The organism is Bradyrhizobium sp. CCBAU 45394 (assembly GCF_028128655.1).
Lineage (GTDB): Bacteria > Pseudomonadota > Alphaproteobacteria > Rhizobiales > Xanthobacteraceae > Bradyrhizobium > Bradyrhizobium diazoefficiens.
Genome location: NZ_LBIX01000017.1, coordinates 224,943 through 247,338 on the forward strand (window position 1 = coordinate 224,943; position 22,396 = coordinate 247,338).

The following is a 22,396-nucleotide window of genomic DNA, read 5'->3' on the forward strand; positions in this document are numbered from 1 at the left end:
GGTCTCCTCGGGCGCCGTCTGGCGATGCGCACCTTGTAGCGGACCATACCTGACATCCTGTGTCAGGTATGGTTTAAGGGGTCATGCGCGCGAGCCGGATGCTGTCGATCCTCACCACCCTCCAGGCCAGGGGGCAAGTCACCGCGCCCGAGCTCGCGCAAGCCTGCGAGGTGTCGGTGCGCACGATCTATCGCGACATCGACGCGCTCGCGGCATCGGGCGTCCCTGTTTATGCCGACCGCGGCGCGGAGGGCGGCTACCGCCTGCTCGACGGCTATCGCGTGCGGCTGAACGGCCTGTCGCAGAACGAGGCGGAAGCGCTGTTCCTGACCGGTTTGCCGGGGCCGGCGGCAGCACTCGGGCTGGATGCGGCAATGATCGCCGCGCAGAACAAGCTGATGGCGGCACTGCCCGCCAACCTGCGCGCGGACGCCGGGCGGATGCAGGAGCGTTTTCACCTGGACGCTCCCGGCTGGTTCGGCGAGGCGGAAGAACCAAAGCACCTGCGCACGATTGCCGGTGCGGCCCTGCGCGGGACGCTGATCAAGATCCGCTACCAGAGCTGGCGCGCCGAAAAGCAGCGCCGCGTGGCGCCGCTCGGGCTCGTGCTGAAGGGCGGCGGCTGGTATCTCGCAGGGCAGGTCGACGGCAGCGTGCGCACCTATCGTGTCGCGCGCGTGCTCGATTGCACGGCGCTCGACGAGCGCTTCGATCGTCCCGCCGATTTCGATCTCGCCGCCTATTGGCAGGCCGCCACGCTGCGCCTCGAGGCCGAGATGCATCCGAATGTCGCGATCGTGCGGCTGTCGCCGTTCGGCGTGAAACTGCTCGACGCGCTGAGCCAGCCTTACGTCCGGGCGCGCACGCAGATCGAGGACGCTGCCGACGCGGACGGCTGGCGCATCGCCAGAGTGCCGACCGGCAAGACGTCATGGCACGCCGCGGCCGAATTGCTGCGGCTCGGTCCCGAGGCCGAGGTGCTGGAGCCTGCCGATCTCCGCGAGAAGATGGCCGAGCTGACGCAGGCCATGGCCGCGCGCTATCGCGCGGCGCGGAAAGCATGACGGCGGCGCGCCTCGCCGCAGTCGACGAAACAATCCTGAAACACGATTCTCCCCTCGCCCCGTGAACGCATTCGCGTTTCGACCCGACCGAGATGCAGGGACACAACAACGGCCTCGCGCCAACTGGAGAATGAAGATGTTTCGTAAGCTTGCACTCGGTCTGATCGCTGCCGGCTCGCTCGGCGTTGCCGCTCTCGCCCCCACCGCCGCTTCGGCCCACGGCTTCCACCATCACTGGGGTCCCGGCTGGGGCTTTGGCGGAATCTACGTCAACACCGGCGTCAACAACTGCTACCAGGAGCGCGTCGTCCAGACCCGCCACGGACTGCGCGTCCGCGTCGTGAATGTCTGCGCCTACGGAATCTACTGATATCTCGCGCCGTCGACAAAGCCCCGATCGCTCCGCGATCGGGGTTTTGCATTTGCCTAGCCGGCCTGCCGGTGCCGGCGAAACCAGGCCCAGGTCTCGCGCGTCGTCGCGATATAGCCGCGGCCGCGATGGACGATCTCGCCGTCGACGATCTCGTTCAGCTTCGGCAGCGCGTGGAAGGGTATGGAGGGATAGGCGTGATGCTCGACGTGGTAAGGCATGTTCCACGCGAACCATTTGACGAGCGCGCCGGTGTAGGTGGTGCGCGTGTTCTGGAAGGCGCTGCGGGTGCGGTCGCAGCCGGTGTGCTCGGCATAGAGATAGGGCCGCAGGAAGAACTGCCCGATGACAAGCGGCACGATCCAGACCCAGAGCAGCAGCGCCGAGGAGAACCACAGCGAGAGCGCGAGCAGCAGCGCATAGAGCGCAGCATAGGCGCGCGCCTCGCGCACGATGATGGCGCGCTTGTTTTCGGGAATCCAGGGCACCGTGACCTTGCCGGTCACGGCGTGGCCGAGCATCAGCCAGAGGCGGCCGGCGACCTGGAGCAGGCCGCTATAAGCGAGCGCCAGCTGCGTATCGGATTTCGGCTTCACGCCGACGATCAGCTCCGGGTCCTTCTCAGGATCCTGGGTGTAGCGGTGATGGTCCCAGTGAAACAGGCAGTAATATTCGTAAGGTTGTCCGATGATGAAGCCCGAAGGATAGCCGACCGCAAGGTTGAGGCCACGGCTCCTGAACGCGGTCTTGTGCGCGGTCTCGTGCAACGCCATGAACAGGAAGGCGACGAAATAGCCCTGCACCGCCATTAGCGGCAGGGCCCATAACACGCCCCAGGCCGAAGAGACCTTCCAAACCAGCGCGCCGACCAGCACGACCAGGCCGTAATGGCTGAGGCTTTTCGCGGCGCCCCTGAGATCGGAGCGCACTGACAATTCACGCAGCATCGCCGGCGTGAGCGGCTTCAGGCGGTGGCCCGGCTCTGAAACGGTTGCGTCAGTCATGATCGGATGCCTGTCTTACTTGCTGAGGAGCTGTGCGATCTCGGCCTTGATGAAGGCCTGGTCGGGTGGATTGTTCACGGGGTTGCCGGCGCGATGGCCGTGCAGCGACGGGATCGGATGCAGCACCGCCGACTTTGCGTTGACCAGCCGACCGAGTTCGTCCTCGTTGTCGCGGACGTCGAAATAGCGATCGGTGGCGCCCGGCATCAGCAGCATGTGCGCCTTGATCGCGGCGAGCGCCCGATCGAGATCGTCGCCTAATGCGGCGCAGCGGCTGATATCGCCGCTCTGCCAGATGCCAATCTGCGCCAGCAGGTCGTTGGCATCGCGCCGCGCAAACGTCGCGTCCCAGCTACGGACGAGATAGTCCTCAAGCGAGCTGAAACCGGCCTCGCGCCAGAGCTCGTCGCGATAGAAGCCGTGCGACATCGCCCAGCCGGCATAGACGCGCCCCATCGCGCGGTAGCCGACGGTGGGCCTCTCGACGAAACGGCCGTTACGGAAGGCGGGATCGCCGGTCAGCGCGGCCTTCACGCTTTCGAGGAAGACATAATTATAAGGCGAGCAACGCGCGCTGCCGCAGACCACCGCGGCGCGCTCGACCATATCAGGGTGAGAGGCCGCCCAGTGATAGACCTGCATGCCGCCCATCGACCAGCCATAGACCAGCGCGAGCTTCGAGATGCCGAAGCGCCCGGTGAGAAGGCGATGCTGGACCGCGATGGCGTCGTGGTAGGTCAGCTCAGGGAACGGGCCAGCCGTGTTCGAGGGCGAGGACGACAGGCCGTTGCCGAACAGATTCGGGATGACGATGAAGTAGCGTTCGGGATCGAGCACGCCGCCGGCCCCGATCAGCCATTCGGTGTCGCAATGCTGCGCGCTGAACGAGGTCGGGTAGAGGATGACGTTGTCTTTGGCCGGGCTCAGCGTGCCGTACGTCTTGTAGGCGAGCGTCATCGAGGGGAAGATGGCCCCGGACTGGAGTGTGACGTCGCCGGCCTCGAAGGTCTCATAGTCGCGCTGCGCCGTCATGCGTTCAACTCCGCTCACGCGGTCGCAGAACGCGCCGCTGAAATGGCGATGCATCGATCATGCCGGGCCGCTCACGCATCATTGCGTCACGCTTAATAACTGTACGAATAGTACATATATTAGCAGGTGGCAAGATGAATCTGGTCGGTTCCCCGGCTCAAGCGATGGCCGCCAGATAGCGCGCGACCGACGCCGCGAATGCGGCCTTGGCCCCCGCGGCGATGTTGCGCCCCCACCAGGCGCCATAAATGCGGTCGAAGGCGAACGGCTCGACAACGCCGGCGATCCGCCGCACCGCGGTGGCATTGAGCGGCATGTAGTTCGGATAGGAATACATGAAGCTGACGAAGCGGCGGTCCATCGTCACCTGCGCGATGTCGCCGGTGAGCAGCGCGCCCCTGCCGTCCGCGCCCTGCCGCCAGTGCAGCATGGTGGCGCCGGCGAAATGGCCGCCGCTGCGCAGCAGCACCACGTCGTCGGAGATGCGATGGCTGTCGCCGGTCCAGTGCACGATCGAGGCATGCGGCCGCGTCACCCATTGGCGGTCATCCGCGTGCAGATAAACCGGGATGCCGCCGAACGCGTCGCTCCAGTCGGCGAGCGCGCCATAATAATGCGGATGCGAGATCGCGATCGCCTGCAGTCCACCGAGCGAGCGGACCTGCGCGATCGCCTCCGGCGTTGCCAGCGGCACGCAGTCCCACATCACGCAGCCGTCTGCGAGCGGCACGAGCAAGGCGCGCTGGCCGATGGCGAAGCTCGGCTCGAGTGCAAGACCGGTCAGGCCGAGATCGTCGCGACAGATCATGCGATGGCTTTCCGCCAACGCCTCGCGGGTGAGGAAGGTCTGCCCTTTCCAGTTCACGAATTGCCGTTCGTCCTCGCAGATCGGACAGGACGCAGGAGGTCTTTCGCTGGCCGGGAATTGCGCGCCGCAGGTTTCGCAGGTCCAGAGGGACATGGCTCGTGATCCAGGATGTCACGCTTCAAATATGGACGGGAGATCGACGACGGCAAGAACCCTGCAAGCGGGAAAGGCGAAGCCCCCTCACGTCCCGAAATTCTTCTGGATCGCCTTGTCGAGGGTCTCGCCGCCGACGAAGCGCTGGCGCAGCTCGCGCTTGAGCAGCTTGCCGCTCGGATTCTTGGGCAGCGCGTCCACGAAGATGACCCGCTTGGGCACCTTGAAATGCGCCATCTGGCCGGCGCAGTGCTTGATGACGGATTCTTCGTCGAGCGTCTCGCCGCTCTTGACCACGACGATCGCGGTGACCGCCTCGATCCAGCGCGGATCGGGCAGCCCGACGACGGCAACCTCCGACACCGCCGGGATACGATACACCATCTCCTCGACCTCGCGGCTCGCGACGTTCTCGCCGCCGGTCTTGATCATGTCCTTGACGCGGTCGACCACGGTGATGTGACCCTCGCCATCGACGGTAGCGAGATCGCCGGAGTGAAACCAGCCGCCGGAGAACGCGGCCGCCGTCTTGACGGGATCGTTGTAATAGCCGGACAACAGGTGCGGCGAGCGGTGCACGATCTCGCCGACCTCGCCGACCTTGACGTCCTCCATCGCCGTATTGACCACGCGCGTCTCGACGTTCAGCACCGGCTTGCCGGCCGAGCCGGCCTTGCGCAGCTGGTCCTCGGGCCGCAGCACGGTCGCGAGCGGCGCGATCTCGGTCTGGCCGTAGAAGTTCCAGAATTTAACGGCGGGCAGACGGCGCTGAAGCTCGAGCAAGACTTCCACCGGCATGATCGAGGCGCCGTAATAGCCCTTCTGCAAGGTCGACAGGTCGGTCTTGTCGAAACTGGGTGAGCGCAGCATCGCGATCCAGATCGTTGGCGGCGCGAAGAACGACGTGATCCTGTGCGCCTGGATCAGCGCAAGGATGTTGTCGGCGGTCGGCTTTCCCGTGATCACGCCGGAGGCGCCGAGATAGACTTGCGGACCAAGGAACACGTCGAGCTGGGCGCAATGATAGAGCGGAAGCGCGTGCAGGAATTTATCGTCCACACTCATGCCGCCGTCGATGATGCAGCTGACATACTGCCACATCACCGCTTCATGGGTCAGCATCGCCCCCTTTGGCAGCGACTCCGTACCGCTGGTGTAGACGATCTGCGCGAGGTCGCGGCCGTCGACGGACGCCTCCAGGAACGAGCCGTCGGCATGAAGCAGATCGTCGAAGGCGGTGAGGCCGGCGGGCGCGGTGGCGGGATCCTCTCCCGGGAGCCAGATCATCTTCTCGACCGCAGAGTCCTTCGCACTTGCCGCGCGCGCGGGCTCGACGAAATCAGGCCCGGTCGCAAGCAGCTTTGCGCCGGAGCTCTTCAGGATGAAATTGATCTCATCCGGATTGAGCATGAAGTTGATCGGCACCAGCACCGCGCCGATCCGCGCCACTGCGAAGCGGAGCGCGGCAAAGGCATGGGAGTTGCGCGAGAGCACGGCGAGACGATCGCCCTTTTTGACGCCGAGGCCGAGCAGGCCGCGGCCGAGCCGGTTGCAGATCGCGTCCATCTCGGCGAACGTCCAGCTCACGCCGCCGCAGCTTATCGCGAGCTTACCCGGATCGCGGCCCGCCGAACGGCGCAGGAGATCGCCGATGGAATGCTCGCGCGCTTTCGAGATGGTGGCTGCGGTGTCGCTGGACATTTCCATTCCCCAAGATTTGCAATTTGCGCGAAGCGTAGTCGGCGCTGTCGACTGCGTCAAATTGCCTGCGCGCCGGCGTCATGACGCAAGAATTGCCCCTTCGCCGGGGCAATCTAATCTGGCGCGCCAACTACAAAGATCGGGGGAAATGTCATGTATCGGATCGCACGCGCCGCCCTTGCGGCCGGGCTGTTGTCTGCGCTTTTCATCAATCCGTCGCCCGCCCAGCAGACCCCGCTCAAGATCGGCGTGCTCTCCGACTTCTCCTCGGTCTATTCCGACATCGGCGGTATGGGGAACGTCGAGGCCACCAGGATGGCCATCGAGGATTTTGGCGGGCAGATGTTCGGCAAGCCGATCGACATGGTCTCGGCCGACGTGCTCAACAAGCCCGACGTCGCCTCCACCATCGCCCGCAAATGGTGGGAGACCGAGGGCGTCGACATGATCATCGACCTGCCGACCTCGGCCACGGCGCTCGCCGTGATGGAGCTGTCGAAGCAGTACGAGAAGATCATGATCGTGACGGATGCGGCGAGCTCCGACATCACCGGAAAATCCTGCTCGCCCTACACCGCGCACTGGACCTACGACACCTATGCCAACGCCCACACCGTCGGCAGCGCCATCGTCAAGAACGGCGGCGACACCTGGTTCTTCCTCACCGCCGACTACGTGTTCGGCCATTCGGTCGAGCGCGACACCGGCGACGTGGTGAAGGCCGCCGGCGGCAAGGTGCTCGGCAACGTCAAGCATCCGCTCAACACCGCCGACTTCTCGTCCTTCCTGCTCCAGGCCCAGGCCTCCAAGGCCAAGATCATCGGGCTTGCCAATGGCGGCGGCGACACCATCAACGCGATCAAGCAGGCCGGCGAGTTCGGCATCGTCGCCGGCGGCCAGAACCTGGCGGCGATCGTGATGTTCATCTCCGACGTGCACAGCCTGGGGCTGAAGCTCGCGCAGGGGCTGATCATCACCGAGGCCTATTACTGGGACCTCAACGACAAGACCCGTGCCTTCGGCAAGCGCTTCCTGGAGCGCGTCAAGCGGATGCCGACGATGAACCAGGCCGCGACCTACAGCGCGACGCTGCATTACCTCAAGGCCGTGCAGGCCGCCGGCACCAGGGACACCAAGACCGTGATGGCCAAGATGCGCGAGCTGCCGGTGAGGGATGCCTTCACCGACAACGGCAGCTTGCGCGAGGACGGCCGCATGGTCCACAGCATGTACCTGTTCCAGGTGAAGAAGCCCGAGGAATCCAGGGGTCCGTGGGACTATTACAAGCTGCTCGCCGAAGTCCCGGCCGATCAGGCCTTCCGGCCGCTGAAGGACGGCGGCTGCCCGCTGCTGAAGTAGCGCTTTGCGCGCATCGGGGACCTGCCTTCCGTCGCGGGGCGGGTCCACGGCATTGCATTGCACGGAAAAAACGAGCGAGCGCTCTCTCAGAAAATTCTGGTCCGCCCCCTTTCCCGACGGCCACTCTCTGCGCTAGGAATGACGACAAGGGTGTAAAGCCCACGCCTGGATCAACAACAACGCCAAAAGACCCGGGAAGAAATTTGGGGAGGCAGCGTGAATCTCGCGCGCCGACGACCTTGGACGAACGCGTTCTCGACGGAAGCGCTGTGCACGCGCATTCTGGAACGTCACCGCGACTCAATCCGCGTCCAGAAGCCACGTCTTGCCGTCGCAAATCTCGCGCGTATCATCGGCGCAACCCTCACCCTCTCCAACAAGCAGGGCTTTCACGCCACGACGCTGCGCCAGCTCGCGGAGGCCTCCGGCCTCAGCATGGGCGGCCTCTATACGTATATCGACAGCAAGCCCAGGCTCCTGTCGATGATCCTCGGCGAGGTCGCGGCAACGGCGACCGAGGTTCTGACGGCGCCTCCCGACGACGTCAGGAATGACGCCCACAGGCACCTCGACTGGATCATCGCGACCCATATCCGCATGAGCGAGGCGATGCAGCCCTGGTTCGTCTTCGCCTTCATGGAGGCGAAGTCCTTTCCGCCGGCGGAACGTCAGCGCGCGATCGACATGGAAGCCATGACCGAGAAGATCATCGCCGACGTCCTCAGGCAGGGCGTCGCCAGCGGCGCCTTCACGATCGACCATGTCGGGCTCACGGCGTCGTTGATCAAGCCGCTGCTGCAGGACTGGTACGTCAAGCGCGCCAAGTACCGCAAACGCGGCACGTCGATCGACGGATACATCGATGGCGTCGGCAACTTCGTGAGCGCCGCCTTGTCGAGTGGCACCCGCGCCAACGCGCGCACGTCCGCCAGGGCACGCTCGCGGCCAAAGCAGATGGCGCACCCATAGTCCGCAGGAAGGGCCAGGCGATGAAGCGTTTCCGGTTCAATCAGCAAGAGATCGTCTTCGCCGTCTTCGCGCTGCTGTTCCTGGTATTCTCGATCTTCCTGCGCGGCTTTCTCACCCCGGAGAACATGCTGACGCTGCTCCAGAACGTCTCCGTGCTCGGCATCCTCGGCCTTGCCATGGCGATCGTCGTGATCGGGCGCGGCATCGACATCTCGCTGATCGCCGCGCTCGCCGTGCCGCCGGGGCTGGTCTTGCAGATGGTGCAGAACGGCCACTCGCTGCCGGCCTCGCTCCTGACCGCCGTGCTGCTGACGATCGCCTTCGGACTCGTCAATGGCTGGCTGATCGCCTACGCCGAGGTTCCTTCGTTGTTCGCGACGCTCGCGACCGGCCTGCTCCTCGCCGGTCTCGGGCAGGCCGCATTGTTCCAGCTCGACGTCGTGCAGTGGAGCCCCGGCATGGACGGCTTCGAGCGGCTCGGACAGGGCACGATCCTCGGCATCCCGACGTCGATCATCATGTTCGCGATCGCCTGCATCGTGGTGGCTTTCCTGCTGCGCCAGACGCGCTGGGGCGCCTATATCTATGCGATCGGCGACAACCCTTTCGCCGCGCGCGTCACCGGCATTCCCTCCCGCCCGATCATCGTCCTGCAATATGTGATCGCCGCCCTGATCGGCTGCTTCGCCGGCCTCGTGTTGGCGGCATCCGTCAACTCGATGCCGACCCGCATCTTCAACTCCACGCTCATCTACGATGTCATTCTGGTCGTCGTGCTCGGCGGCATCGGGCTATCGGGCGGCCGCGGCGGCGTCCTGAACGTCGTGATCGGCACGCTCCTGATCGGCACGATGCTCAACGGCATGACCATCATGGACATCTCCTACGCCGGGCAGAATCTCATCAAGGGCGTGGTTCTGCTGCTCGCCGTCATCACCGATTCCTTCCTCAATCCGCGCAACGAGGAGACGGCGCAGCAGGGCGACATCTGACCGACCCAACGAGATAACGACAACCACAACCAAGGAGGAAGCAATGAAGCATCTCGGCAGCCCGACAAGGGCCATCGTTGCAGCACTGGGCCTTGCGGCCATGACCGCACCGGCTTTGGCCCAGCAGGGCCTGGACGAGCCGTTCCAGAAGCCGTTCAAGGAAGCGCTGGCCGGCAAGACCGTGGCCTATGTTCCGGTCGCGATGAACTTCGACCTCACCGAGGGCTGGTATGCCGGCCTGAAGAAGGAGCTCGAGCCGCTCGGCGTCAAGTTCGTGATCCGCGACGCCAACTGGAACACCAATGCCGGCGCGCAGGCCGTCACCTCGCTGATCTCGGAGAAGCCGGCGGTGATGGTGGTGCATAATCCGGACGTGCAGACCTATGCCAAACTGCTCCAGCGCGCCGAGAACGAAGGCATCTACGTCATCCAGATCAACATGGGCTCTGCCTATCGGAGCTCCGCCTTCGTCGGTGCCAACTGGGTCGAGATCGGCGAACGCCAGACCGAAGGCGTGGTCAAGGCCTGCGAAGGCAAATCGAACAAGATCGCGATCATCCAGGGCGCGCTGTCGGCGGCCGCCAGCGCCTATACGCTCAAAGGCGTCGAGAACGTGCTCGCCAAGCATCCCGAGATCAAGGTGGTGTCGAGCCAGGCCGCCGATTGGGACGCCGCCAAGGCCAAGGCGATCACGCAAACGGTGCTGAAGCAGAACCCCGATCTCTGCGGCATCGTCGGCTTCTGGGACGGCATGGATATCGGCACCGCGGCGGCCGTGAAGGAAGCCGGGCTCACCGGCAAGGTATTCCTGGCCACCTCGGGCGGCGGCGAACGCAAGGGCGCGTGCGAACTGGTGAAGTCGGGCGCGTTCGATCTCAACATGAGCTACGACGTGCCGACCCAGGCGGCACAGATGGCAGGCACGATCAAATGGCTGCTGTCGTCGGGCGTCAAGCCCGGCTCCGTCAAGGGCTCGGAATACACCACGCTGATTCCGATCACCAAGGAGAACGCCGACAGCCAGACCGCCTGCTGGAATCTCAGCGACCTCAAGAAATAGTTCGACGCTGACGCTCGAGGTCCCCTGGGCCGTTGCGGTCTCGGGGGCCTCGCTCCCAACATCTTCCATGCCCCGCCGGAATGCCGATGCGCGACACCCTGACAAGCCTGCGTTACCGCTACTGGCCCGATCATCTGCTCGGCGAAATCCTGTCCAAGCGATGGACCGAGACGGCCATCCCGGTCATCCTGCTGCTGATCGTCGGCCTCGCGCTCAGCCGGTCCATCGACAATTTCCTGTCGCCGGCGAGCCTTGCCGACACCGCGCGCCAGGCCGGAGAGATCGGCTTCATCGCGCTCGGGCTGGCGCTGGTCGTCATCGTCGGCGGCATCGATCTGTCCGTCGGTTCGATCTTCGCACTGACGGATTTCTGCGCGCTCTATCTGCTCGACGTGCTGGGCTGGCCGGTCCCGGCGGTGGTGGCCGCCACGCTGCTCTGCGGTGCGCTGCTCGGCGCCGTCAACGGCGTCCTGATCGGTTATCTGCGGCTGCGCGCCTTCATCACCACGCTGATCACCCTGATCATCTACCGCTCGGCCTACGACCTCCTGATCCAGCGCTACTCCAACGCCATCGCTTCGGCCTTCCCAGACATCCCGTCCTGGGACTTCATCGGCGGCGGCAGCATCTTCGGCATCCCGACCGTAGCGCTGGTCTATATCGTCATCGCCATCTTCGGCCATATCTTCATGACGCGGCTGCGGCCGGGCTGGCATATCACCGCGATCGGCGGCTCGCGCCGCTCGGCGTACAATTCCGGCATTCCCGTCCGTCGCACGATCGCGCTCTGCTACGTCGCAAGCGGCGTGCTGACCAGCATCGGCGCGCTGTTCTTCGCCTCCCGGCTCGGCACCGTCGGCGGCGACATCGGCGTCGGCCTCGAGGTGATCGTGCTGACCGCGACGGTGCTGGGCGGCATCACGCTCGGCGGCGGCAAGGGCTCGGTCGCCAAATCCGCGGTCGGGGTCCTGATCGTGCTCCTGATCACCAATGGTCTCACGACCATGAACGCGCGCGGCGGCGTCAACCGGATGGCGCTCGCCGGCATCCTGCTCGTCGCCGCGATGGTCGACATCCGCTGGCAGAAGAATCGGACGCGCATCATCAGCAAGGTCTACGTCGCCCCGACCTACCACGCGCTGCCGCCGCCTCCCCCGACCGAGATCGGGCAGGGCGGCCCGTTCGAGCAGAACGACAAGCTGCGCGACGTCGAATTGATCGGCCTTGGCCGCATCGAGGCGCCGGAGGACGTCATCCTCGATCGCCACGACAACCTCTATGCGGGCTCGCGCCACGGCGACATCGTCCGCTTCCTCGCGCCCGACTATCAGAAGATGGAAGTATTCGCCCATATCGGCGGCCAGCCGCTCGGCATGGCCTTCGATCGCGAGGACAATCTCTACATCTGCATCGGCGGCATGGGGCTCTATCGCATCAAGCCCGATGGCACCGTGGAAAAGGCGACCGACGAGACCAACCGCAGCATGCGTTCAGTCAACGACGACAGCCGCCTTCGGCTCGCCGACGACCTCGACATCACCGACGACGGCCTCATCTTCTTCTCCGAGGCGACCGTGCGCTACGAGATGGACGAGTGGCCGATCGATGGCCTCGAGGCGCGGGGCAACGGCCGCATCATCTGTTACCACACCAGGACCGGCGCGACACGGACGGAATTGCGCGGCCTCAAATTTCCCAACGGCATCTGCGTGGCCAGCGACGGCCAGTCGATCCTGTTCGCCGAGACCTTTGGCTGCTCGATCAAGCGCTATTGGTTCGCAGGACCGAAGAAGGGCGCGGTCGAGGTGGTGATGGACAACCTCCCCGGCTACCCCGACAACATCAACCTCGCCTCCGACGGCAATTACTGGCTGGCGCTGGTCGGCATGCGCAGCCCTTCGCTCGACCTCGCCTGGAAGATGCCCGGCTTTCGGCGTCGCATGGCCAAGCGTGTGCCGGTCGACGAGTGGCTGTTCCCCAACATCAACACGGGCTGCGTGGTCAAGTTCAACGAGCAGGGCAAGATCCTCGAATCGTTCTGGGACCTGCGCGGTGAAAACCATCCGATGATCACCTCGATGCGCGAGCATCGCGGCTACCTCTATCTCGGCGGCATCGCCAACAACCGGATCGGCCGCTACAAGCTCGACAACGCCGATCCCGACTTCGTCCAGTATGACAAGCGGTGGGGGAAGCTGTCGTGATCGCAGCCGTCAGGGAATTCGCCAACCGCTTTCTCGGGCGCGGCGAAGCCACCATCACGGTGCCGTCCTTCGACGGTGCCTTGAAGCCCAACCAGAAGCTGGAAGCCGCCGACACCTTGCTGACGTGCCAGGCGCCGGAGGACCTCGCCACCGATGGCCGCAACCTCTTCATTGCGGACGGTCCGCGACTGATGTGCCTGAATGGCGGCTCGCCCTCGGAGATCCGCACCTTCGATCGGCCGATCTCGGCGTTGTGTGTCCTTCCCGAAGGCGGCCTTGCCGTGGCGCTCGGGGGACGCGAGGTGCGTCTCTATGCAAGCCCTTCGGCCGAACAGCCAAGCGTGACGTTCACCGACGCCGCCTTCAATGCCGTCAACGCGCTCGCGCCAGCGGGCGACAACACGCTGATTGCGACGGACGGCTCGGCGACATGCGGCGTCGACGACTGGGCGCGCGACCTGATGGAGCTCAACCGGAGCGGCCGCGTGTTCAGGCTGGATCCCGGCAGCAAATCCGTGACGGCGCTGGCCCAGGGGCTCGGCCATGCCTTCGGCGCCTGCGCGCATGGCAACGGCGTGCTGGTCAGCGAGAGCTGGCGCCACCGCCTCGTTCTGGTGACGCCGGGCGCATCGCCCCGGATCGTGCTCGCCCACCTGCCCGTCTATCCGTCGCGACTGACAAGAGCCGCGGGCGGCGGCTACTGGCTCACCGCCTTCACCGCGCGCACCCAGCTCATCGAGTTCGTGCTGCGTGAGCCGGCCTATCGCCGCCGCATGATGACGGAGATCGATCCGGCGTATTGGGTTGCCCCGCGCCTGCGCTCAGGCCTCTCGTTCAAGGAGCCGATGCAGGGCGCGCACATCAAGACCATGGGCGTCATCAAGCCGTGGGCGCCGCCGCGATCCTACGGACTCGTCATCCGTCTCAACCCCGATGGCCAGCCGCTCTATTCGCTGCACAGCCGGGTTGACGGCGTCAATCACGGAATCGTTGCGGCCATCGAGATGGGCGACGACCTCGTCCTGATCGCCAAGGGACCTGGCCGTGTCCTGCGACTGCCGCTGGCCGGCCTTGCCGAGGAGTTTTGCCAATGAGCGACATCATGCTCTCGCTGCGCAAGGCGACAAAACTCTACGCCGGCGTTCCCGCCATCGACGGGGTCGACTTCGACCTGCGCCGCGGCGAGATCCACGCGCTGGTCGGCGAGAACGGTGCCGGCAAGTCGACGCTCACCAAGGTCATGGCCGGCGTGGTGACGCTGACCTCGGGCGCCATGACGGTCGACGGCGCGGACGTCGCACCGAGGACGCCGCTGGAGGCACGCAATCTCGGCATCGCCATGGTGTTCCAGGAGAACAGCCTGGTGCCGACCATGACGGTGGCGCAGAATTTATTCCTCGGGCAGGAGAAGTTTTATAACCGCTTGCGCGGAATCTACATCGCCGCGCAGCAGTTTCTGCAATCGCTCAATTTCGACGTCACGCCGACCGCCACGGTCAGCGGTCTCGGCGCGGCCAAGAAGCAGATGGTTGAGATCGCGCGCGCGGTTCTGCACCGCGCCAAGGTCATCATCTTCGACGAGCCGACCGCGTCGCTGACGCCGGAGGAGAAGAAATACTTCTTCGACCTCGTCCGCGACCTCAGGAAGCGCGGGGTCTCGATCGTCTTCATCTCACATGCCCTGGAAGAGGCCCTGCTGCTCGCCGACCGCATCACGGTCCTGCGCGACGGCAAGCATGTCGTGACCGACGACGCCGCCAGGTTCGACCGCGCCGCGATCGTACAGGCCATGGTCGGCCGCGACCTGTCGAACACGCTCTACGGCGCACGCAAGCGCGGCGTGCGGCCGGCCGGCGCGCGCGTGCTCACGGTGCAGAATTTGAAGATGGCGCCGATGGTGAAGAACAATTCGCTGTCGGTGTTCGCAGGGCAGATCACCGGCGTATTCGGCCTCGTCGGGGCCGGCCGCACCGAGACGTTCAAGATCGTCTCCGGCGTGCTGAAGCGCGACTTCTTCCACGGCGGCGAGATCCTGCTGCACGACAAGCCGGTGCGCTACCGGGTGCCGGCACCGGCGGTCAAGGCCGGCATCGCCTATGTCACCGAGGATCGCAAGGTCGAGGGCTTCTTCGAGACGTCCTCGATCGCGCGCAACATCTATCTCGGGCTTCTGTCGAAGTTTCCCAAGGGCCGCATGATGCTGTCGCGGCGGGAAACCGCGACCATCGGCAAGACCTGGATCGAGAAGCTCGGGGTTCGCGCCATCGGCGACCACGGCAAGGTGGTCGAGCTGTCCGGCGGCAATCAGCAGAAGGTCGTGATCGCCAAATCGCTGGTGCAGGAGCCCGACCTGATCATCTTCGACGAGCCGACCCGCGGCGTCGACGTCGGCGCCATCGTCGAGATCCACGAGCTGATCAACCAGCTGGCCGACGAGGGCAAGGCCGTCGTGGTCATCTCGTCCTATTTGCCCGAGATCATGGCGCTCTCCGACCGCATCCTGGTCTCACGCCAGGGCAAGGTCGTGGAGGAATTCTCCGCGCTGGACGCGACGGAGGAAAGGATCATGTACGCGGCGATCCACTAGGCGTCGCCAGAGCGCTCGGGGCCAGCCGACTGCCTGAACCTTGGGCAGAGGCAACGGTCGCGCAATCTGATCTGCATCAAGTTGCGCTGCAAAAATCGCGGCAATGTTGGACCAGCTTCGGCTGCGCGGCTTCCACCTCGGAGATATCCGTAGCGGCCGGACCTTTGTGTCTCAACATGTGGGCGCCGCGGCGCGGCGTTATGAACAGATGAACTTCACTCCGGGCCGCGTCATCGCCGCGATCGCCATCCTGCTTGCAGGCGGCGGCTATTACTACTGGCAGCACCGCGATTCCAACACGCTGCCGGCAGGCTTTGCCCGCGGCAACGGCCGCATCGAAGCGGTCGAGATCGACATTGCCACCAAGACGCCGGGCCGGATTCGCGAAATCCTGGTCAACGAAGGTGATTTCGTGAACGCCGGCCAGGTTCTGGCGCGGATGGACACCGAGCAATTGCAGGCGCAGCGCCGTCAGGCCGAAGCGCAGCTCCAGCGCGCATCCATCAATGTCGAGACCGCGAAGAGCCTGGTGAACCAGCGCGAGGCCGAACGCAGGGCTGCGGAGGCCGTGGTCGACCAGCGCATCGCCCAGCTCGACACCGCCAGCCGCAAGCTCGATCGCTCCGAGCAATTGATCAGGACGAATGCGGTGTCGCAGCAGGTGCTGGACGACGACCGCTCGGCCAACGCCACGGCGAAGGCAGCGCTTGCCGCCTCCCAGGCCCAGGTCGCAGCGTCCGAGGCCGCGATCAGCTCCGCCCGCGCCATGGTGATCGATGCCGGCGCCTCGGTCGACGCCGCCAAGGCCGCGATCGAAAGCATCAACGCCGACCTCAACGACAGTGTGCTGAAGGCGCCGCGCGAAGGCCGCGTCCAGTATCGCGTGTCGCAGCCGGGCGAGGTGCTCGCGGCCGGCGGCCGCGTCCTCAACATGGTCGATCTCGGCGACGTCTACATGACATTCTTCCTGCCGACCGCGGATGCCGGCCGCGTCGCGATCGGCTCCGAGGTCCGCCTCGTGCTCGACGCCATCCCGCAATACGTGATCCCGGCCAAGGCCACCTTCGTCGCCGACGTCGCGCAATTCACGCCCAAGACCGTCGAGACCGAGGAGGAACGCCAGAAGCTGATGTTCCGCATCAAGGCGCATATCGCGCCCGAGCTGCTGCGCCAGCACATCGAACATGTGAAGACCGGCCTGCCCGGCATGGCCTATGTGCAGCTCGATCCGGCCGCGCAATGGCCCGACAATCTCAAGATCAAAGTGACCCGATGAGCGCGACTGCCGCAGCCGACGCACCGGCCGGGCCCGGCAGCGTGGTGCATCTCGAAGGCGTAGGCCTGAGCTACGGCAAGACCCGCGCGCTGGATGGCATTACCCTCGACCTGCCGTCCGGCTGCATGATCGGATTGATCGGACCCGACGGCGTCGGCAAATCCAGCCTGCTCGCGCTGATCGCCAGCGCTCGCGAGATCCAAGAGGGACGCATCCATGTGCTTGGCGGCGACATGGCGAGCTCGCGCCATCGCCGTACGGTCTGCCCTGATATCGCCTATATGCCGCAGGGGCTGGGCAAGAATCTGTATCCAACGTTGTCGGTGTTCGAGAACATCGACTTCTTCGGCCGCTTGTTCGGACACGACAAGGCGGAACGAAGCAGACGGATCGCTGGCCTTTTGCGCGACACCGGGCTCACCCCCTTCGCCGACCGCCCGGCCGCAAAGCTCTCCGGCGGCATGAAGCAGAAGGTGGGCCTGTGCTGCGCCCTGATCCACGATCCCGAGTTGCTGATCCTGGACGAGCCGACCACCGGCGTCGATCCCTTGTCGCGGCGCCAGTTCTGGGAGCTGATCGCCTCGATCCGGAGCAGCCGGCCCGGCATGAGCGTGATCGTCTCAACCGCCTATATGGAGGAGGCCGCGCAGTTCGACTTCCTGATCGCGATGAACGCCGGCCGCGTGCTGGCGACGGGAACGCCTGCCGCGCTCAAGCGTCAGACCGGCGCCGACACGCTCGACGACGCCTTCATCCGTCTCTTGCCGGAGGCCGATCGCGGCAATCACACCGGCGTCGTCATCCCGCCGCGCAGCGCGGACCATGACGAGATCGCGATCGAGGCGGACCACCTGACCCGGCGCTTCAATGACTTCGTCGCTGTCGACGATGTCAGCTTCCGCATCAGGAAGGGCGAGATCTTCGGCTTCCTCGGTTCGAACGGATGCGGCAAGACGACGACCATGAAGATGCTCACCGGCCTGTTGCCCGTGAGCGAGGGCAATGCGCGACTGTTCGGCAATGCGATCGATGCTGGCGATATGTCCGTGCGCCGCCGCATCGGCTACATGTCGCAGGGCTTCTCGCTCTATTCGGAGCTGACGGTCGCCCAGAATCTCGATCTGCATGCGCGGCTGTTCGGGCTGTCGGCGGAGACCATCGCCGCGCGCATCCAAGAGATGATCACCCGGTTCGATCTTGCGGAGGTGTCCGACGCCCTGCCCGACGCGCTGCCGCTCGGCCTGCGGCAGCGGCTGTCGCTGGCGGTCGCCATGATCCATGCGCCGGACATCCTCATTCTCGACGAGCCGACCTCCGGCGTCGATCCCGTCGCCCGCGACCGCTTCTGGCAGATTCTCGCCGAGCTCTCGCGCAAGGACAACGTCACCATCTTCGTCTCGACCCATTTCATGAACGAGGCCGAGCGCTGCGACCGGATCTCGCTGATGCACGCGGGCAAGGTGCTGACGTCGGACACGCCTGCCGCGATCGTGGCCGCGCGCGGCACCGCCACGCTGGAGCAGGCCTTCATCGCCTGCCTCGAAGAGGCGATCGCTGACACGGCGGATGCAGCCGGCCCGCCTGCGGCCGCATCGCCCGCGCCGGCTGCGACCGCTACGCCGCCGCGCAAGCGCAGCAGCGCGACGTTCAATCCGATCCGCATGCTGGCCTATTCCCGGCGCGAGGCGCTCGAGCTGCGCCGCGACCCGATCCGCGCGACGCTCGCGATCCTCGGCAGCGTGCTGCTGCTGTTCGTGCTCGGCTACGGCATCAGCATGGACGTCGAGAACCTGACCTTCGCCGTGCTCGACCGCGACGACAGCGCCATCAGCCGCGACTACAGCCTGCAGATCGCGGGGTCGCGCTACTTCACTGAAAAGCCTCCGATCACGGATTACGCCGATCTCGACCGCCGGATGCGCGCCGGCGAGATTGGCCTCGCCATCGAGCTGCCGCCCGGCTTCGGCCGCGACGTCAGCCGCGGTCGCCATGTCGAGATCGGCGCCTGGGTCGACGGCGCCAACCCCACCCGCGCCGAGACGCTGCGCTCCTACGCCCAGGCGATCCACGCCACCTGGCTCGCGCAGAAGGGCCGCGAGCTCTATGGCGAGGCGGCGATCGCCGGCTCCTACAGGCTCGAGCTCCGCTACCGCTACAATCCCGACGTCAGAAGCGTCGTCGCCATGGCGCCCGGAATCATTCCGCTGCTCCTGATCATGATTCCGGCGGTGCTCGCCGCGCTCGCGGTGGTGCGAGAGAAAGAGCTCGGCTCGATCGTCAATTTCTACGTGACGCCGGTGACGCGGCTGGAATTCCTGCTCGGCACGCAACTGCCCTATGTCGTGCTCGCATTCGGCAACTTCCTGCTCCTCGTCGGCTTCGCGCTCGCCGTCTTCGGCGTGCCCTTCACCGGCAGCTTTCCGACCTATGCGCTCGCCGCCCTGCTCTATGTCACCGCCACGACCGGCATGGGGCTGGTGATCTCGGCCTTCATGAACAGCCAGATCGCGGCGCTGTTCGGCACGGTGCTGATCACGCTGATCCCGGCCATCCAGTATTCCGGGCTGATCGATCCGGTTTCATCGCTCCAGGGCCTGGGCGCACTGGTCGGGCGGCTCTATCCCACCACCTATTTCGTCACGATCTCGCGCGGCACCTTCTCCAAGGGCCTCGGTTTCGAGACTCTCCACAACGATCTCCTGGCGCTCGCCGTCATGATCCCGGTGCTGGTGGCAGCCGGCACAATGCTGCTGAAGAAACAGGCCCGCTGACCATGCGCATCGACAACGTGCTTCAGCTCGGCATCAAGGAATTGCGCGGCCTCGTGCGCGACCCGATGCTGCTCGTGCTCATCGTCTACTCCTTCACGCTGGCGGTCTATGCAGGCGCCAGGGCACTGCCGGAAACGTTGAACCGCGCCGCGATCGCCATCGTCGACGAAGACCATTCGCCGATATCGACCCGCATCGAGATGGCGTTCACGCCACCCTACTTTTCCGAGCCGCGCCTGATCTCGCAATACGAGATGGACCGGCGGATGGACGCGGGTCTCGACACCTTCGCACTCGACATACCGCCGGACTTCCAGCGCGACCTGCTGGCACGGAGATCGCCCGCGATCCAGCTCAACGTCGATGCGACGCGGATCTCGCAGGCCTTCAACGGCGGCGGCTATGTCGAGCAGATCGTCAGCGCGGAGATCGCGGAATTTCTGGCGCACACGCGCAATGCACAGGCCGCACCGATCGAGCTGGCGCTGCGGGCGCGGTTCAACCCGGAACTGAAGAAGTCCTGGTTCGGCGCCATCGATCACGTGATCACCTCGATCACCATGCTCTCGATCATCCTGACCGGCGCAGCGCTGATCCGCGAGCGCGAGCACGGCACGATCGAGCACCTGCTGGTGATGCCGGTCACGCCATTGGAAATCATGGTGAGCAAGATCTGGTCGATGGGAGCGGTGGTGCTGATCGCCTCCGCCTTGTCGATCATCTTCGTGGTCAAGGGGTGGCTGGCGGTTACCATCGACGGCTCGGTGGCGCTGTTCCTCGTCGGCGCGGCGCTTCAGCTCTTCGCCACCACCAGCATGGGCATCTTCCTCGCCACCGTCGCCGGGTCGATGCCGCAGTTCGGGCTGCTGCTGATCATGATCCTGCTGCCGCTGCAAACCCTGTCGGGCAGCATGACGCCGCGGGAGAGCATGCCGCAATTCGTCCAGGACATCATGCTGGCGGCGCCCAACACGCATTTCGTGATGCTCGCGCAGGCGATCCTGTTCCGCGGCGCGGGCCTGGAGGCCGTCTGGCCACAGCTCGTCGCGCTCACGCTGATCGGCGTCGTCTTCTTCCTGATCGCGCAGCGCCGGTTTCGCGCGTTTCTGGCCTAGGCACGACGCGCGGCCCGAGCATATTGCCCGGCCTCAAAGCTTGTGCCCCTTCTGCCGCAGCGCCTCGATCAGGCGCTGCTTCAGCTCGTCGGCCGCCTTCTGACCGACGTCCTGGCCGATCTGCATGCTCGCCTGCGCCAGCGCATCCGACTTCTCCAGGAATTTTCGTCCCACGGGCTGGGCGTAGAACGCCTCGATCTGGCGCAGCTCATCGACGGTGAAGCTGGCGGCGTAGAGAGCCGCGATCTGATCGATCATCGAGGCGACGAACGGAGCATAGATCTCGGCGCCGGGCGCCGTCAGCGCATCATAGTCGCGCTCGATCTCCGGCCTGTCCTGGGCGACCACGGGCCTGAGCTTGAGCAGGAGCTGCGGCAGCAGCGCACGATACTGGTCCGCAATCTTCAGCGTGACGACGAGCTTGCGCGCCGCATTCATCGCCTCCGGCGGTGGCGCTTGCGCCGACGCGCCGCAGACCAGGAACAGGAGCGTGCCGGCGATCGTCAACAAACGTCTGGACATGAACCTCTCCGTGAGAAGGCGGGCTGGCGCCACGATGCTTTCAACGGCTCGCGGGCGCCCCGGCCGCGGCCGGAGCGCTTTCGGGCTCGGAATCCTCGACCTCCGTCACCTTCACGAACAGGCTGGGCACGCGTTCGGCACGATCGAGCAGCCAGGCGGCGCCGATCATGATGACGATGCCGACGACGGAGACGGCGAGCTGCTCCCAGACGCCCTTGGTGTATTGCGTCAGGATCCAGTGCGCGGAGAACGACAGGAACACCCCGAGGCAGAAGATCGGCAGCGAATGCTGGCCGCAGAGGATGACCGGGCGCAGCCAGGGTGTGTGCAGCGACCGCCATTTGCGCGAGATGAAATGGGTGACCCAGATCGCCAGCGCCAGGAAATGCGTGAAGCGCAGCATGTCGAGATCGGTCTTGTCGATCGGGTAGATCGCCTTGATCATCCATTTCGGGATCAGGGCCTCGAGCGCGGGAACGTGCCAGGTCATCACGATCAGGAGCGCGAAGGCGAGCCAAGCCGCCGCGAGCGTCATCGCCGCCTTCGACCACACCCATTTCGCGATCTTCCCGATCTGGCCGATGCCGCACCAGGCCGCGAACACGAACATCAGCTGCCAGCAGAACGGGTTGAAGTACCATTTCGTGCCGGGCGGATAGGAGGCGACGTTCCAGTCGAACCAGCGCGACAGCACATAGAGCACCACGGAGGCGGCGAGGGTCAGGTTCGGCCGCCGCACCAGGCACCAGACGATGAAGGGCGAGGCGAACACCAGCGCGATGTAGAGCGGCAGCACGTCGAGATTGACCGGCTTGTATTTCAGGACGATCGCCTGCCCGATCAATTCGTCCGGATGCGACAGGAAGTTGAACACGTTGAACTCGTGCTCGTACATCGGATTGTCGAACCGGCGCGCGGTGCGCGCGATCTGCGCCGTGAACAGCAGGAACAACATGATGTGGGCGACGTACATCTCGGCCGCGCGACGCCACAGCCGCTTGAGCGCGGCGAGAAACCAGCCGCCCGCGATGATCGGCCCGTAGATCCAGCCGACCAGATAGCCGGAGATGAAGACGAAGAACTCGGCGGCGTCGCTGAAGCCGTAATTGCGCAGCGTCAGCCAGGCCACGACGTCGTGCGGGATGTGGTCGAGGAAGATCATCCACAGGCCGATGCCGCGGAAGAGATCGAGCCGCAGGTCGCGCTCGACCGGCGCCAACAGTGCTGACTGGTCCCGTGTGATCATGGCCCCGCCTCTTCCGGTGGGCGTCGCGCCGTGGCGGCGCCGACAAAATGGAATGCTAAAAAACGCGAATCAAAAGATCACCTGGCCCTGCGGCTAGCTTCCCGCCAACGGTAGCCGACCCAGGTGCCCGCGCAAGGGACTTCGTCATCACGGGCGGCGGGGA

General features: G+C 65.2%; 18 protein-coding genes. 12 read left to right on the top strand and 6 right to left on the bottom strand.

From position 1 onward, the window contains the following. Nucleotides 1–83: 83 nt before the first annotated feature. A complete protein-coding gene (locus tag WN73_RS10580) occupies nt 84–1,064 on the top strand; it encodes a helix-turn-helix transcriptional regulator (RefSeq protein WP_011090584.1) in 981 nt (326 codons plus the stop codon). A gap of 136 nt (nt 1,065–1,200) precedes the next feature. Beyond that, a complete protein-coding gene (locus WN73_RS10585; protein WP_027543365.1) occupies nt 1,201–1,434 on the top strand; it encodes a hypothetical protein in 234 nt (77 codons plus the stop codon). A gap of 56 nt (nt 1,435–1,490) precedes the next feature. On the opposite strand, the gene WN73_RS10590 is transcribed toward WN73_RS10585, so the two are convergent. The 4 genes from WN73_RS10590 to WN73_RS10605 all read right to left on the bottom strand — a co-directional run bounded on the left by WN73_RS10590 (nt 1,491) and on the right by WN73_RS10605 (nt 6,132). After that, a complete protein-coding gene (locus WN73_RS10590) occupies nt 1,491–2,438 on the bottom strand; it encodes a fatty acid desaturase (protein WP_271552647.1) in 948 nt (315 codons plus the stop codon). Between the two features lie 15 nt (nt 2,439–2,453). Beyond that, nucleotides 2,454–3,470, bottom strand: coding sequence for an alpha/beta fold hydrolase (locus tag WN73_RS10595; RefSeq protein WP_271552648.1), 1,017 nt, complete (start codon nt 3,468–3,470; stop codon nt 2,454–2,456). Nucleotides 3,471–3,627: 157 nt separating this feature from the next. Further along, nucleotides 3,628–4,431, bottom strand: a complete 804-nt coding sequence (locus WN73_RS10600) for an MBL fold metallo-hydrolase (RefSeq protein ID WP_271552649.1) — start codon at nt 4,429–4,431, stop codon at nt 3,628–3,630. An 87-nt stretch (nt 4,432–4,518) separates the two neighbouring features. Next, nucleotides 4,519–6,132 (bottom strand): acyl-CoA synthetase, encoded by a 1,614-nt coding sequence (locus tag WN73_RS10605; RefSeq protein ID WP_271552650.1) that lies wholly within the window; start codon nt 6,130–6,132, stop codon nt 4,519–4,521. Between the two features lie 153 nt (nt 6,133–6,285). On the opposite strand from WN73_RS10605, the gene WN73_RS10610 reads away from it, so the two are divergent. From WN73_RS10610 to WN73_RS10655, 10 genes are all read left to right on the top strand, one after another. After that, the gene (locus tag WN73_RS10610) at nt 6,286–7,491 is read left to right on the top strand and encodes an ABC transporter substrate-binding protein (RefSeq protein ID WP_271552651.1); all 1,206 of its coding nucleotides are present in this window, start codon (nt 6,286–6,288) and stop codon (nt 7,489–7,491) included. A gap of 216 nt (nt 7,492–7,707) precedes the next feature. After that, nucleotides 7,708–8,460, top strand: coding sequence for a TetR/AcrR family transcriptional regulator (locus WN73_RS10615; protein ID WP_028173771.1), 753 nt, complete (start codon nt 7,708–7,710; stop codon nt 8,458–8,460). 20 nt (nt 8,461–8,480) lie between these two features. Beyond that, nucleotides 8,481–9,452 carry an ABC transporter permease gene (locus tag WN73_RS10620; RefSeq protein WP_011090591.1) on the top strand — a complete coding sequence of 324 codons (972 nt, stop codon included), beginning with the start codon at nt 8,481–8,483 and terminating at the stop codon, nt 9,450–9,452. A 43-nt stretch (nt 9,453–9,495) separates the two neighbouring features. Beyond that, nucleotides 9,496–10,512, top strand: a complete 1,017-nt coding sequence (locus WN73_RS10625; RefSeq protein ID WP_028173770.1) for a sugar ABC transporter substrate-binding protein — start codon at nt 9,496–9,498, stop codon at nt 10,510–10,512. Between the two features lie 80 nt (nt 10,513–10,592). After that, entirely contained in the window at nt 10,593–12,716 is a 2,124-nt protein-coding gene (locus WN73_RS10630; RefSeq protein ID WP_271552654.1) for an ABC transporter permease, read from the top strand. After that, a complete protein-coding gene (locus WN73_RS10635) occupies nt 12,713–13,810 on the top strand; it encodes a hypothetical protein (protein WP_028173768.1) in 1,098 nt (365 codons plus the stop codon). Before WN73_RS10630 ends, WN73_RS10635 begins: the two co-directional genes overlap by 4 nt. Then, nucleotides 13,807–15,303: a sugar ABC transporter ATP-binding protein gene (locus tag WN73_RS10640; RefSeq protein ID WP_028173767.1), complete on the top strand. Its 1,497-nt coding sequence runs from the start codon at nt 13,807–13,809 to the stop codon at nt 15,301–15,303. Before WN73_RS10635 ends, WN73_RS10640 begins: the two co-directional genes overlap by 4 nt. Nucleotides 15,304–15,511: 208 nt before the next feature. Then, nucleotides 15,512–16,579, top strand: coding sequence for an HlyD family secretion protein (locus tag WN73_RS10645; RefSeq protein ID WP_028173766.1), 1,068 nt, complete (start codon nt 15,512–15,514; stop codon nt 16,577–16,579). Next, on the top strand, nt 16,576–19,350 hold the full coding sequence (rbbA, locus tag WN73_RS10650; protein WP_271552657.1) for a ribosome-associated ATPase/putative transporter RbbA: 2,775 nt from the start codon (nt 16,576–16,578) through the stop codon (nt 19,348–19,350). The genes WN73_RS10645 and rbbA overlap by 4 nt, the downstream gene beginning before the upstream one ends. A gap of 2 nt (nt 19,351–19,352) precedes the next feature. Beyond that, nucleotides 19,353–20,465, top strand: coding sequence for an ABC transporter permease (locus WN73_RS10655; RefSeq protein WP_271552659.1), 1,113 nt, complete (start codon nt 19,353–19,355; stop codon nt 20,463–20,465). Between the two features lie 33 nt (nt 20,466–20,498). Here the strand turns inward: WN73_RS10655 and WN73_RS10660 are convergent, their stop codons facing one another. Both WN73_RS10660 and WN73_RS10665 read right to left on the bottom strand, forming a co-directional pair. Beyond that, the gene (locus WN73_RS10660; RefSeq protein WP_028173764.1) at nt 20,499–20,987 is read right to left on the bottom strand and encodes a DUF2059 domain-containing protein; all 489 of its coding nucleotides are present in this window, start codon (nt 20,985–20,987) and stop codon (nt 20,499–20,501) included. A 40-nt stretch (nt 20,988–21,027) separates the two neighbouring features. Continuing rightward, on the bottom strand, nt 21,028–22,233 hold the full coding sequence (locus WN73_RS10665) for an OpgC domain-containing protein (protein WP_161536864.1): 1,206 nt from the start codon (nt 22,231–22,233) through the stop codon (nt 21,028–21,030). Nucleotides 22,234–22,396: the final 163 nt, after the last annotated feature.

Bases quoted from the DNA above. Each gene is read 5' to 3' on its own strand.
- WN73_RS10580 (WP_011090584.1), top strand. From the start codon at position 84: ATGCGCGCGAGCCGGATGCTGTCGATCCTCACCACCCTCCAGGCCAGG.
- WN73_RS10585 (WP_027543365.1), top strand. From the start codon at position 1,201: ATGTTTCGTAAGCTTGCACTCGGTCTGATCGCTGCCGGCTCGCTCGGC.
- WN73_RS10590 (WP_271552647.1), bottom strand. From the start codon at position 2,438: ATGACTGACGCAACCGTTTCAGAGCCGGGCCACCGCCTGAAGCCGCTC.
- WN73_RS10595 (WP_271552648.1), bottom strand. From the start codon at position 3,470: ATGACGGCGCAGCGCGACTATGAGACCTTCGAGGCCGGCGACGTCACA.
- WN73_RS10600 (WP_271552649.1), bottom strand. From the start codon at position 4,431: ATGTCCCTCTGGACCTGCGAAACCTGCGGCGCGCAATTCCCGGCCAGC.
- WN73_RS10605 (WP_271552650.1), bottom strand. From the start codon at position 6,132: ATGTCCAGCGACACCGCAGCCACCATCTCGAAAGCGCGCGAGCATTCC.
- WN73_RS10610 (WP_271552651.1), top strand. From the start codon at position 6,286: ATGTATCGGATCGCACGCGCCGCCCTTGCGGCCGGGCTGTTGTCTGCG.
- WN73_RS10620 (WP_011090591.1), top strand. From the start codon at position 8,481: ATGAAGCGTTTCCGGTTCAATCAGCAAGAGATCGTCTTCGCCGTCTTC.
- WN73_RS10625 (WP_028173770.1), top strand. From the start codon at position 9,496: ATGAAGCATCTCGGCAGCCCGACAAGGGCCATCGTTGCAGCACTGGGC.
- WN73_RS10630 (WP_271552654.1), top strand. From the start codon at position 10,593: ATGCCGATGCGCGACACCCTGACAAGCCTGCGTTACCGCTACTGGCCC.
- WN73_RS10640 (WP_028173767.1), top strand. From the start codon at position 13,807: ATGAGCGACATCATGCTCTCGCTGCGCAAGGCGACAAAACTCTACGCC.
- WN73_RS10645 (WP_028173766.1), top strand. From the start codon at position 15,512: ATGAACTTCACTCCGGGCCGCGTCATCGCCGCGATCGCCATCCTGCTT.
- rbbA (WP_271552657.1), top strand. From the start codon at position 16,576: ATGAGCGCGACTGCCGCAGCCGACGCACCGGCCGGGCCCGGCAGCGTG.
- WN73_RS10655 (WP_271552659.1), top strand. From the start codon at position 19,353: ATGCGCATCGACAACGTGCTTCAGCTCGGCATCAAGGAATTGCGCGGC.
- WN73_RS10660 (WP_028173764.1), bottom strand. From the start codon at position 20,987: ATGTCCAGACGTTTGTTGACGATCGCCGGCACGCTCCTGTTCCTGGTC.
- WN73_RS10665 (WP_161536864.1), bottom strand. From the start codon at position 22,233: ATGATCACACGGGACCAGTCAGCACTGTTGGCGCCGGTCGAGCGCGAC.